This window comes from Xanthomonas sp. 3058 (assembly GCF_014199765.1).
Classification (GTDB): domain Bacteria; phylum Pseudomonadota; class Gammaproteobacteria; order Xanthomonadales; family Xanthomonadaceae; genus Xanthomonas; species Xanthomonas campestris_B.
This window is the reverse complement of the sequence record NZ_JACHOF010000016.1, coordinates 79,013-91,253: the sequence shown is the minus strand read 5'-3', so window position 1 is coordinate 91,253 and position 12,241 is coordinate 79,013. Positions and strand designations below refer to the sequence as shown.

The window sequence follows — 12,241 nt, the reverse complement described above, 5'->3', positions numbered from 1 at the left end:
TCAGCGTCACCGAACGTCAGTTGCATGGATCACTCCTCAACATCAGGCGGGTAGTGTCGCGTATCTGTGGTGCGTTGTTCAGAGGTTCCCTAACTCATCGGTTATCAGTTGTACAACCCGCGCTGCCACGGGCTGGTCAAGTAGCCGTTTGGCCATGGGCCGTCTTCGCACGTGCCTTGCCCCCATGTATTGCAAAAGTCAGAGCGCAACTGCTGTGACAACCCTGTGTAGCTGATCGAGTTGACTTCACGCGTATCGCATACATAGCTGATGATGACGCGCTTGGCGGTCGATGTCGCCCCCTGATGCTCCGTCTGGTTGCTGCAATACAGGATGCTCTGACCAACTAAGTTTTCGTTGGCATCGAACCACATCCAGGTACGGCCGTACTGGGTCGCTGCTTTTACTTCCGGGGTGACAGTAAGGCCGCTTATCGCCACAAAGATTGAGGCCAAAAGTACTTTTTTCATTCAACTGGCTCCTTGTTGTGCCCCAACTCCCTTGAGGCGTGGGTCGTACTCTTTCCTTATTGGTCCTAAGTCTGCAGCCGAGTTATCGTTACAGGCTACAGAGTGGGCCATTTTTCCTCGAAATTGCTGGCCCGACATTCTTCAGTCAGAGTCATCGCCGCCTAGAATTAGGTTGATTTAGAAAAGAAAAAATGCAGGGTTGCTGCAGCTAAGGGTCATGGCTAATTCGGATGCACTAATTCACCGGAAGCGTCAGGACGACGCTTCCGGTGCTTGTGATCAGAAGTCGTAGGATGCAGACAGGCGCACGTAGCGCGGAGTGTTGTAGCTATAGTTTTCTAGGCCGATTCCATATGTGTTTGAAACCAGTCCGGGATCGGTCTCATAAACACCATCGATGCGCGTGACCGAACGATCATTGAAGACGTTGAACACTTGCAAGCCAACGGCCAGTTTATGATCGGCGAACGAGGGACGATATGTCACACCCAAGTCCATGTTCTTGATCCAGGGGGTCCGGCCGGCATCGCCAGGTCGCGATGGCTGACCTCCGCAATAGTGATAGGCCGATCCGTAGTTGATCGGATCCGGATTCTCTGGGTCATTGAAGTAGCCAAGGCAGGAAACCGGGGTGCCTGACATTACGCGCAGGGTGGCTGACGCCATCCATTCGGGCGTGATCTGGTAGGCCCCGAACGCTTTCAGTTGATGGCGACGATCGTTTGCCAAGCTACCCCCCGCGTAATACATCAGCGCCGCAGCATCCCAGTCCTGCGTTTTGGAAACGTCAGATTGGCCGATGTCGGACTTGACTTGACCTTCGGTATTGCCATAGCTACGCGACCAGGTGTAATCGATGCGGCCATACCACTTTTCATCAAACGGGTGTTCCAAGAAAAGGTCAACGGCAACGTAACTACGCTTGGCCTTGTCAGTGAAACCCCAGTCCGATTGGGACATCTGCAGCTGGGTAAAACCCGATCCGTCGAGATTTGCGAGGTTGTAGGTATTGGTCTTGCCCGGATTGAAGATCACGCAATACGGGATATCGATGGTCCTGGGATCGATTCCTTGCGATGCAAGCTTCAGGTCGCCACGTGCATTGTAGTCATCGTTGTGCATGTCGCAGACGTCGTCGATTGCCGCTTCCAGCTTTCGATACGTTGCCTTGGCGCCCGAATTCCAACTTTCACCGATTGTCTTTTCAAAGCCAAGAATCAATTCGTCTTGATACTGCGATTTCAAATCGCTCGGTGCAAATGCACCTGGGTTGGGTGCTTGGCCAAATTCGCCATTGGCCGAGACCGCGCCCGGGCCGAATGGGGTCAAGCCAGTCGGTTCTCCGTTGGCATCGATACCTGTGTAGGTGAAATATTGATCCGTATAGGTGGACGCCGATGCTCCACGGATAGCAACGCTGTTGGGAAGCGCTAGGTAGTAGCGACCAAGATTTGCAAATACCTTCAAAGATGAGTCACCAAAGACATCCCAGCTTGCTCCCAGACGCGGAGCCCACTGGTCACCGCTATCCACGTAAGCGACGTGATCGCTGTTGAAGTTGGTGAACTGATCATTGCGGATACCGAGCGTCACAAGCCAGTTATCGTTGACTTGCCAGCGATCTTCCAGGTAATACGCTTTTTGCTCCACGGCCATGCTTGTGGTGGTGGTGAAGATGCGCTGTTGGGCGTAGAAGCCGTTCGAGCCCGGTCCGGCCGGACCGACTCCTAGCCCGGGACGTACTGGTGTCTGCTCTGTGAGAGCACGTCCATAGATCCATTGGTAACCGGGGCCAGTGGTACGTACGCCTTCGTCATAGGCATTGAAGTACATGTTGTCCACGCCAGCGGTGATGTCGTGGTCGCCCAATCGATAATTGAGCTCCAGACGCAGGCTGCGCGTCTTGTTGATCGGATCGTCGGCCTTCGCGCGGTTGGTCGTTTGATCGTTGCGGATCGGCGTGCCGCCGTTAAACGCAGGGTTCTGGCTAGTGACGCTGCCCAGGAATGGTAGGTCAGAAACAGCGGGGTTGAATTGCTGATTATGCTGAGTGCTGCGTCCCCAGGTAGCATTTAAGGTCAGATCATCCGTCAAGTAGCTCGTGTACTTGAAGATGTCATAGCTATCTTTGATCTTGAATGTATCCGGAAAAGTTCCAGTGCGCTCACCACTCACTTCGCCGTCATAATCGAATGAAGTGTAGTAGCCGCTGCGGCGATCAGTGTTTTGAACGCGCGTGTATTCCAGAATGTTGCTGTCGTTGATGTTCCAGTCCAGCTTTCCGTAAAACTTTGGAGTGCTATATTCGTAATTATTACGAGCTTGAATGCTCGCATTGCTCGCATTTGTTCCTACACCATCGACCTTTTCCGTCTCACCGGCCACGAAGATGAATAGCCGATCTTCGATCAGGGGGCCACCTGCATATGCGCTATAGACAGTGCGAGTCTGCTTATTGTCTTTGCCTGCGCGATACAGGCTGCCGGGTTGGTCAGGGGTGTCGTATTCGTATCCATCAGGGAGTGTTCTGTTTGGATACCACACATCGCCACGCGAACTCGCCAGCGAATCCGGCTCCCAAACCGTTTGCACGCCGAAGTGCCATTCATTCGTGCCGCGCTTGCCCAGTTGATTGATCACGCCGCCGGTCGAGCGACCGTACTTGGCGCTGTAGCCACCCGTATAGGTTTCCTGCTGGTCGATGGCGCCATACGGAAGGCTTACGCCGCCCAAGTTGCTGAGCGGATTACTGACGTTGAAGCCGTTGATGTAGTACGCATTTTCAGTGACGCCAGAACCGCCGAAGGACACCACAGAGCGCGAGCCGTTGTTGAATGCACCGGCGCCGGATACCGCACCCGGCGCAAGCAACGCAATCGCTTCGGCGCTACGTCCCAGCGGCAGTGTGGCCAACTGCTCGGAGGTGATCACCGAGCGAGAGCTGGTGGAGCTGACATCGATCTTCGGTGCATTGGCCGCAGTGACCGTGATTGCACCAAGCGTGGTCGCATCCGCATTGCTGCCTGCGGCGCTGGCGCCTGCAAACGACACTTCGGTACCCGAGCCCACGCGCAACTGCACATTCTTGCGGGTATCGATGACCTGATCGCCGCGTTTCAGAGTGACCGTGTAGGCGCCGACCGGCAGCGAGCCCAGGTTGTAGCGGCCGTTCGCGTCGATGGTGATCGTGCGGCTCAGGCCGGTGTCGCTCTGCACGACGATGGTGCTGCCGGCTTCGGAGGGGGCGCTGCCGTAAATGCTGCCGGTGGTGCTTTGCGCGTAGACCGCGCCATTGGCGAGACAGGCGCCGAGCACGACGGCGAGGGCGGTGCGTTTGAGGACTTGGCGACGAAATTGGTTGCTCATTCCTGACCTTCAGCTTGAGTTCGATTAAGGGCGGTCATCGGGGAGTCAGATGGCCTTAATGCGAACGTAATGAATCTGTGCGTCCTGTCGCAAGCGGTTTGAATGCTTCGTTAATGAAAATGTTGAAATCCGCATCTAATGCGTGGATTTGCGCACAAATTGCCGGCGCTCGACATGCGTGTGCACCAAATTGCTGCAAGTATTCATTTTTGTTAGTACGGGTGATGCAGGACGTCGATCTGCCACCGAACACTGCCGGCATGGAAGCGGCGGAAATCGTCACGTCCATGGCTATAGGTTTCATTTGAAAATATTTCTGTGCAAAAAGACCTCGCTCATCGGGCCCTTTTGATACCGCAGCCATCGAGCTGACTCAGAATCGGACAGTGGCGCCCAGATAGAGAACCGCCCGCGGTTGTCGTACAGCGCAGAGTTGCAGTCCGAGCGGAAGTAGTCGCATGGCGGGTGGCGTTGTCGACGTCGCTCTTTAAGCCGGGGAACTGATAGCCAAACTGGAACTTTTGGCAAGTGTACGAGCCGTTCCTGATCGGGCTGGCGTCAGCGCAGGCATGCGCGCCATCAGATCGCTGATGGTGGTCGCGCCGGTGGCGCGGATTTCCTCGGCGCTGATCGCGGTGACCGGCGAGGGTGTGACAAAGCCGGTACGCGCAATGCGCGAGCCGGTGACGGTGACCTTGTCCAGATCGGTGGTGCCGGGTGCGACCCCGTTTTCTGACTGCGCGGCAGCGTGGCCGGCAGAAGCGGCCAGCACGGCCAATAACGCGGTGCTCAAGCGATGACGCTGTGTGTGTTGCGGAAGACGACTCGACATGACTTTGCGGATTCCTCACTGGATTTGGCGAAACAGCCGCGCTCGCTGAGTGCTGGCTGAACTGGGTTTCGAACTTAACAATTCCTTAATAATTTGTCCATGTTTGTTAAATATGTCGCCACCTGGCACACGCATGAACGAGCAGCGCGCCTATCCGGTGACGGCTGGAAGCGCATCTGCCCGTGGCCGAGTCGGTAAACTGACGATCTTTCCAGCGCTGCGGTCGGCGATGTACCCATCGCAGCCGTGGCAGCACACGACGAATCAGATAGGCAATGACGACGATGGTGCAACGCGCTTCAAGCAAGGCGATCGACCTCTTTCAGGGCGCACGCGCATGACCGGCGAGCGCAGGATCCCCGCGCATGCGGTGCAGGGCGCACTGGTGCCGCATGCGCGGATCCGCAATGTGATCGCGGTCGGCTCCGGCAAAGGGGGAGTGGGGAAGTCCACCACGGCGGTGAATCTGGCGCTGGCCTTGCACCAGCAGGGCGCGCGCGTGGGTGTATTGGACGCGGATATCTACGGGCCGAGCGTGCCGGCGATGCTCGGCCTGAGCGGGCGGCCGGACAGCCCGGACAACAAGTCGATCGAGCCGCTGCGTGCGTTCGGCATCGAGGCGATGTCGATCGGCTTGCTGGTCGATCAGGACACGCCGATGATCTGGCGCGGCCCAATGGCGACCTCGGCGTTGACCCAGCTGTTCAACGACACCCTGTGGGACGACCTGGATTACCTGCTGATCGACCTGCCGCCAGGTACCGGCGATATCCAGTTGACGCTGTCGCAGAAGATCCCGGTGGCTGGCGCGGTGATCGTCACCACGCCGCAGGACATCGCCACGCTGGATGCGCGCAAGGCCTTGAAGATGTTCGAAAAGGTCGAGGTGCCGGTATTGGGCATCGTCGAGAACATGGCGGTGCATACCTGTTCCAAGTGCGGCAACCGCGAGCATCTGTTCGGCGAAGGTGGCGGCGAGCGCATGGCCGCGCAGTACGGGGTGCCCTTGCTGGGCTCGTTGCCGCTGGCGATCGCGATCCGCGAACAGGGCGATGCCGGCCAGCCGATCGTGGTGGCGGCACCGGAGTCGGCGGCAGCGCAGGCTTATCTGGCCGCCGCCGCGCGCCTGTCCGAGGAGCTGGGCAAGCGTCCGCGCGCCAGCATTCCGATCTCGGCTTCGTTGCTGTAGCGCACCGGCCGGCCGTCGGTGCCGGTCGCTTGCTAGAATTCGCCGTCTTCGCGCGGGCCGCTCGGCCCGTCGCCTTCCGTCTTCAAGGAACACCGCATGAGCATCAAGAGCGACCGCTGGATCAAGCGCATGGCCGAGCAGCACGCGATGATCGAGCCGTTCGAGCCCGGCCAGATCAAGCACGACGCGGCTGGCCAGCGCATCGTCAGCTTCGGCACCTCCAGCTACGGCTACGACGTGCGCTGCTCGCGCGAGTTCAAGATCTTCACCAACATCAACTCGACGATCGTCGATCCGAAGCACTTTGATCCTGGCAGCTTTGTCGATGTCGAATCGGATGTCTGCATCATCCCGCCGAACAGCTTTGCGTTGGCCCGCACCGTCGAGTATTTCCGTATTCCGCGCGACACCCTGGTGGTGTGCCTGGGCAAGAGCACCTATGCGCGCTGCGGGATCATCGTCAACGTGACCCCGCTGGAGCCGGAGTGGGAAGGCCACGTCACGCTGGAATTCAGCAACACCACGCCGCTGCCGGCGCGCATCTACGCCAACGAAGGCGTGGCGCAGATGCTGTTTTTCCAGTCCGACGAAGTCTGCGAGACCTCGTACAAGGACCGCGGCGGCAAGTACCAGGGCCAGACCGGCGTGACCTTGCCGCGTACCTGATGCCGTGGTGCGGCCATGACCTTCAGCAGGTCGCGGTCGCCCGCTCGCGGTAGCGCAGCAGGTGGCGTACGCCGGCGGCGATCAGGAACGCCGGCCACCAGGTCGAAACCAGGTGACCCAGATCGATACTGGCCAGCCCCAGGTTGTCCAGCAGGAAGAGCGTGCCCAGCGTGATCAGGAACAGGGCGGGGATCAGGCGATAGCGCATGGCGGTGTGCTCGGTAGGTGTGAGGCCATGCTGCGCGCGATGCGCCTGTCGATCAGGTGCCGGACGTCAACGATTGAGGATGACAGACGTCATGTCGGCAAAGCCGACAGGCAGCCGGGGCACGGGCTGGCGAATCAGTGGGCTGGACGGGCTAGCGCGCAAGCAGGGCAATGTCTCTCGGAAGACAACCAGGCAAGCGGGGGAATCAACAGCGCCCAAAGTCCGCTCTTACGATTCCCCAATCCCGATTCCCCAATCCCGATTCCCCATTCCCGGCTATTTGCCCCGCCCAAACAACATCCCCACACCACAGGCGACCAACGCCGCCGGCCACCACGTAGCGATCAGCCGGCCAAGACTGAGATTGGTCCAGCCCAGATTGTTGGCCAGAAACAATAGCCCGACCAGGATCAGGATCAGCGCGGCGACGACATTGGATTTCATGCGAAAGAGTGGTTGAAAGACGGGTGCCTATCGTAGCCGCTGCGCCCACGCAGTGACATGCTGTTGCAGCGCATCGGCGTCGAAGCGCTGCGCGCTGCCGCTGCCCCAGACCGGCCCTGGCCAAGCCGCATCGCCGGGATGACGGCCGACCAGATGCACATGCAGCTGGCGCACGATATTGCCCAGCGCGCCGATGTTGAGCTTGGCGACCCCCGGCTCCACCCGCAGCAGCTGCGAGAGCTGATTGATCTCGGCCAGCAACAGGCGTTGCTGGCCGCCATCCAGATCGATCCACTCGCTGACCTCGACCACCCGCGGCACCAGCACCAGCCACGGGAAGCGGCTGTCGTCCATCAGCCGCACCTGCGACAGCGGGCCGTCGGCGACGAACACGCTGTCTGCGGCCAGGCGCGGATCGAGCTGGAAGTCGCTCGTGCCGGACATGCGCGCTGCAGTCCCGCTCATCCCAGATGCGCGTCGAAGAAGCCCAGGGTGCGCTCCAGCGCACGCTCGGCGCTGTCGGCGTCGTAATGGGTGGGGTCGATGCTGCGGTTGAAGGCGTGGCCGGTCGGATACACGAAGGTCTCCATCTGCGGCAGTTTCTCGCGGTGGGCCTGGATGGCCTCGGGCGGAATGCTGGCGTCCTGCTCGCCGAAGTGGAACATCACCGGCGCCTTGGGCGTTTCGTCCAGCAGCTGGGTGTTGCGGCCGCCGTAATAGCTCACCGAGGGCAGGCCCAGGCGGATGGCTGACAGCAGCGCCACCGAGCCGCCCCAGCAATAGCCAACGGTGCCGACCTTGCCGGCGCGCGAGAGCAGGGTGGCGGCGGCTTTCACCACCTCCACCGCGCGATCCAGGCCGACCGCATTGGCCAGCGCCAGGCCGCGCTGCAGGCTTTGCTGGTCGTAAGGCAGTTGCACGTCCTTTTCTTCCAGGTCGAAGAAGGCCGGTGCCAGCACTTCGTAGCCGCGTGCGGCGTAGTCGTCGGCGACTGCGCGGATATGTTCGTTGGCGCCAAAGATCTCCTGGATCACCACCAGGCCGCCGCGCGGGCTGGTGGCGGGTGTGGCGTGCCAGGCGGCGACCTGGCCGTCGGGGGTGTCGAGCGTGGTCCAGTGACCCATGGGAACTCCAGATGCTGTGCGGGGGAGGCGCGCATTATCGACTGGATCGGCGACGCGGTAGTGAGGATCTCGCTAAGCGCCGCGCTCGCGGAGGCTGCGTTCGCTGCCAGGCAGGCGCGGGCGGTGCACGCGCGACAGCGACAACGTGCCTTCGCGGTCTCTGCCCGCTATCGGCAAGATGGGGTCGGCCGCTGCCGAACGGCCTGGCCGGCGGTGCGGTTCAGGGCATCGCCCGGGCGCCGCTATAATCGGCGCACTCAGGCCCCAGGCCGCTCCGTTCCCCAGGCTCCTGCTTCCATGTCCCAGCTGAACCCCAAAGTCGGCTTCGTCAGCCTTGGCTGCCCGAAGGCGCTCGTCGATTCCGAACGCATCCTCACCCAGCTGCGCGTGGAGGGCTACGACATCGTGCCCAGCTACGACGCCGCCGATGTGGTGGTGGTCAATACCTGCGGCTTCATCGATTCGGCGGTGACCGAGTCGCTGGACGCGATCGGCGAGGCGATGAACGCCAACGGCAAGGTGATCGTCACCGGCTGCCTGGGCAAGCGCCCGGAGCAGATCCGCGAAGCGTATCCGCAGGTGCTGGCGGTGTCCGGCCCGCAGGACTACCAGAGCGTGATGGAGGCGGTGCACGCCGCGTTGCCGCCGCGCCACGACCCGTTCGTGGATCTGGTGCCCGACTACGGCATCAAGCTGACCCCGCGCCATTACGCGTACCTGAAGATTTCCGAAGGCTGCAACCACCGTTGCAGCTTCTGCATCATTCCCTCGATGCGCGGCGACCTGGTGTCGCGCCCTGTGGACGAAGTGCTGCGCGAGGCCGAGCGGCTGGTGCGCGGCGGGGTCAAGGAATTGCTGGTGGTCTCGCAGGACACCTCGGCCTACGGCGTGGACCTGAAGTATGCCGAGCGCCCGTGGCGCGACCGCATGTACCAGACCCGCATGAAGGCGCTGTGCGAAGGGCTGTCGGAGCTGGGCGTGTGGACGCGCCTGCATTACGTGTATCCGTACCCGCACGTGGACGATGTGATTCCGCTGATGGCCGAAGGCAAGCTGCTGCCGTATCTGGATATTCCGTTCCAGCACGCCAGCCCGCGCATCCTCAAGCTGATGAAGCGGCCAGGCGCAGTCGAGAAGACGCTGGAGCGCGTGCAGCGCTGGAAGGCGATGTGCCCGGAGATCACCGTGCGCTCCACCTTCATCGTCGGCTTCCCTGGCGAGACCGATGCCGAGTTCGAATCCTTGCTCGACTTCCTGGATCAGGCCCAGCTCGATCGCGTCGGCGCGTTCGCGTATTCGCCGGTGGACGGCGCCAGCGCCAACGCGTTGCCCGATCCGGTGCCGGAAGCGCTCAAGCAGGAGCGCCTGGCGCGCTTCATGGCCAGGCAGGCGGAGATTTCCGCCGCGCGCTTGGAATCCAAGATCGGTAGCGTGCAGCAATGCCTGGTCGATCTGATCGAAGACGATATCGCGGTGGCACGCTCGCGTGCAGATGCACCGGAAATCGATGGCCTGGTGCACATCCAGAACGGCGGCGAGCTTGGACTGAAGGTCGGCGACCTGATTGATGTGGAAATCACCGACAGCGATGAGCACGATCTGTTCGGCGATGCACTGCCTGCCAATGCGCCGATCCAGCAGGGGCGCGCGTTGAATCTGCAGATGGTGTGAGGCGGCCTGCGTCATGTGCGATGGCTGGCTGTCGGCTTGCCACCGCACCAATGCGCGGCGCAGCGGTGGAGAGCGCCGCCTGAGCGCGGGTTGGCTACCGCCCGGCGCTTGTCAGCTGCGGCACACGCTGGGTTGATCGATGGCGCGTTCTTGGCTGCCTACTGCGCAGCGTAATCCACCGACACCACCACGAAGGTGTGCTTGCCGGACGGCAACTGCGCGTCGAATTCGTCATCCACGCGTTTTTTCAGCAGTGCGCGCGCCAGCGGCGAATCGATGCTGATCCAGCCGCGTCCGGCGTCGGTTTCGTCGGGGCCGACGATGCGGTAGCGCAGCAGTTCGCCGCTATCGGCGTCTTCCAGTTCGACCTGTGCGCCGAAAAACACCGCGCGCGGGTCGGTCGGCGCGGTGTCCACCACGCGCAGCGCTTCCAGCCGCTTACTCAGATACCGCACGCGCCGGTCGATTTCGCCAAGCTGCTTCTTGCGATAGGTGTACTCGGCATTTTCCGAACGGTCGCCTTCGGCGGCGGCCGCAGCCAGCGCACGCACCACCTCCGGCCGACGCACGCGCCAGAGCTCTTCCAGCTCGGCCTTGAGCCGGGCATGACCGTCGGGTGTGATCAGCGCGGTGCTTTTTTCGGCAGGCGGGCGCCAGCGGCTCATGGGCGGTGTGTCGGACGGCGGGGGCGCGATGCTAGCGCGCATGGCCGGCTTGCGCATCTGCCGCCGCACAGCGAAGCTTTGCGCTTTCTCGGACACGGACGTCGTCATGCTGCTGATGCCGCTGCATAAGCCCTGGTCGCGCCAGAACATTCCCTGGGTGACGTTGCTGCTGGTGCTGATCAATGCGGTGGTCTACCTGGGCTATCAGCGCAAGGACGACGCGCTGGTCGAAAACGCCGTGCGCTACTACGTCGAATCCGGTCTGGGGGCATTGGAGGCGCAAGCGCATGCGCGCTATCTGGCGCAGATCGACGACGCCAGGCTGCGCGCCGCGCGCCAGGCCAAGCTGGATACGGTGCCGGGGCGCCAGCGCATCGCGTATCTGGCGCATCTGACGATGCACGATGTGGCGTTCGCACAGGCACTGCGCAGCGGCGCGCTGTTCAAGGACGAGGACGGTTTGCGCCAATGGCGCGCATTACGCGCGCCCTACGACGCGCGTCTGTCCAAGGTGTTCACGCTACGCCATCTGCAGCGCAGTTCGGAATGGTCGCCGGCACGCATGCTGTCGGCGACGTTCCTGCATGGCGATATCGACCACTTGCTGGGCAACATGCTGTTTCTGCTGGCGCTGGGCACCTTGCTGGAAGGCGCGATCGGCAGCGGTTGGTTCCTGCTGCTGTATCTGCTCGGCGGCTTCGGTGCGAGCGCGGTCAGCCTGTGGTGGCGTTGGGGCCAGCCCGGTGGCGGGTTGGGCGCCTCCGGTGCGATTGCCGCATTGATGGGCGCGTTCTGCGTGGTCTGGGGCCGACGCAAGGTGCGTTTTTTCTACTGGTTCCTGGTGGTGTTCAACTACGTGCGTGGGCCGGCGATCGTGTTGTTGCCGCTGTGGTTGGGCTGGGAGTTGTATAGCCTGCTGTGGAGCGATAAGGGCAATGTCGCCTTCGAGGCGCATGCTGGCGGGCTGGTCAGCGGTGCGCTGCTCGGGGCGTTGCTGGTCTTGCTGCGGCAGACCCGCGCAGACTTCATGGAAGAGGGCGATGCCGTGTTGGTGGACGACCGCTGGGAGCGCGCGCAACGGCATCTGGGACGCATGGAAAATAGCGAAGCCGAACGCCTGCTGGCCGAGCTGGCCATCGAGCAGCCGCACAATCTGGAGATAGCAGTTGCGCGATATCGCGCCGCGCGCAATGCCGGCCGCAGCCAGGACAGCGTGCAGCATGCGGAAACGTCGTTGCGCACCCACACCCACACTGCAGAGCAGACGCGTGTCCAGTTGGCGGTGGCTGCAGAATTGAGCAAGGCCGGGATCGACTGCGCCGTGTCCGCACGCATCGCCTTGGTCGAGGCATGCCTGCGCAACGGGCTGCTGGCCGACGCCGAGCGGCTGTTGACGGAATACGCGCTCGGCGTGCCACGCGCCGCGCTCGCCCACTGCTGGTTTGCGCTCGCCTTGCGGCATGGCGAACGCCAGGCTGGCGAGCAACGTATGCGGGTGTTGCAGCTGGTGCTAAACCAGTTTCCCGAACAACCCCAGGCCAGCAAGGCGCGCTTTTTGCTCGACAACGGGTAACTGCGTTGGCGTGCTGACGTCCGCGATTGCAGA

General features: G+C 61.8%; 12 protein-coding genes and 1 pseudogene. 4 read left to right on the top strand and 9 right to left on the bottom strand.

Annotation, left to right across the window (positions count from 1 at the left end; all coding sequences use genetic code 11):
- Positions 1-104 precede the first annotated feature (104 nt).
- From GGR61_RS16805 to GGR61_RS16790, 4 genes and pseudogenes are all read right to left on the bottom strand, one after another.
- Positions 105-470 (bottom strand): hypothetical protein, encoded by a 366-nt coding sequence (locus GGR61_RS16805; RefSeq protein WP_184622788.1) that lies wholly within the window; start codon positions 468-470, stop codon positions 105-107.
- Positions 471-749: 279 nt separating this feature from the next.
- Positions 750-3,836: a TonB-dependent receptor gene (locus GGR61_RS16800; RefSeq protein WP_184622786.1), complete on the bottom strand. Its 3,087-nt coding sequence runs from the start codon at positions 3,834-3,836 to the stop codon at positions 750-752.
- 55 nt (positions 3,837-3,891) lie between these two features.
- A complete protein-coding gene (locus tag GGR61_RS16795) occupies positions 3,892-4,200 on the bottom strand; it encodes a hypothetical protein (protein ID WP_184622784.1) in 309 nt (102 codons plus the stop codon).
- A gap of 186 nt (positions 4,201-4,386) precedes the next feature.
- Positions 4,387-4,668: pseudogene (locus GGR61_RS16790) on the bottom strand (Plug domain-containing protein); the annotation flags it as partial.
- A gap of 337 nt (positions 4,669-5,005) precedes the next feature.
- Between GGR61_RS16790 and apbC the strand changes: the two are divergent.
- Positions 5,006-5,857: an iron-sulfur cluster carrier protein ApbC gene (gene apbC / locus GGR61_RS16785; protein ID WP_184622782.1), complete on the top strand. Its 852-nt coding sequence runs from the start codon at positions 5,006-5,008 to the stop codon at positions 5,855-5,857.
- 96 nt (positions 5,858-5,953) lie between these two features.
- Complete coding sequence (dcd, locus tag GGR61_RS16780) at positions 5,954-6,523, top strand: dCTP deaminase (RefSeq protein WP_055850006.1); 570 nt, start codon at positions 5,954-5,956, stop codon at positions 6,521-6,523.
- Positions 6,524-6,545: 22 nt separating this feature from the next.
- On the opposite strand, the gene GGR61_RS16775 is transcribed toward dcd, so the two are convergent.
- From GGR61_RS16775 to GGR61_RS16760, 4 genes are all read right to left on the bottom strand, one after another.
- Positions 6,546-6,731 carry a DUF5668 domain-containing protein gene (locus tag GGR61_RS16775; RefSeq protein WP_184406752.1) on the bottom strand — a complete coding sequence of 62 codons (186 nt, stop codon included), beginning with the start codon at positions 6,729-6,731 and terminating at the stop codon, positions 6,546-6,548.
- A gap of 276 nt (positions 6,732-7,007) precedes the next feature.
- Positions 7,008-7,175, bottom strand: a complete 168-nt coding sequence (locus GGR61_RS16770) for a DUF5668 domain-containing protein (RefSeq protein WP_042598366.1) — start codon at positions 7,173-7,175, stop codon at positions 7,008-7,010.
- A 27-nt stretch (positions 7,176-7,202) separates the two neighbouring features.
- Entirely contained in the window at positions 7,203-7,619 is a 417-nt protein-coding gene (locus GGR61_RS16765; protein ID WP_184622780.1) for an HIT family protein, read from the bottom strand.
- Positions 7,620-7,636: 17 nt separating this feature from the next.
- Positions 7,637-8,299 (bottom strand): dienelactone hydrolase family protein, encoded by a 663-nt coding sequence (locus GGR61_RS16760; protein ID WP_184406754.1) that lies wholly within the window; start codon positions 8,297-8,299, stop codon positions 7,637-7,639.
- Between the two features lie 297 nt (positions 8,300-8,596).
- On the opposite strand from GGR61_RS16760, the gene rimO reads away from it, so the two are divergent.
- On the top strand, positions 8,597-9,970 hold the full coding sequence (gene rimO, locus GGR61_RS16755) for a 30S ribosomal protein S12 methylthiotransferase RimO (RefSeq protein WP_184406755.1): 1,374 nt from the start codon (positions 8,597-8,599) through the stop codon (positions 9,968-9,970).
- A 158-nt stretch (positions 9,971-10,128) separates the two neighbouring features.
- Here rimO and greB read toward each other — a convergent pair whose 3' ends face one another.
- The gene (gene greB, locus GGR61_RS16750) at positions 10,129-10,635 is read right to left on the bottom strand and encodes a transcription elongation factor GreB (protein ID WP_184406756.1); all 507 of its coding nucleotides are present in this window, start codon (positions 10,633-10,635) and stop codon (positions 10,129-10,131) included.
- 106 nt (positions 10,636-10,741) lie between these two features.
- Here greB and GGR61_RS16745 point away from each other — a divergent pair, with 106 nt between their 5' ends.
- Positions 10,742-12,208 carry a rhomboid family intramembrane serine protease gene (locus GGR61_RS16745; RefSeq protein WP_184622778.1) on the top strand — a complete coding sequence of 489 codons (1,467 nt, stop codon included), beginning with the start codon at positions 10,742-10,744 and terminating at the stop codon, positions 12,206-12,208.
- Positions 12,209-12,241 lie beyond the last annotated feature (33 nt).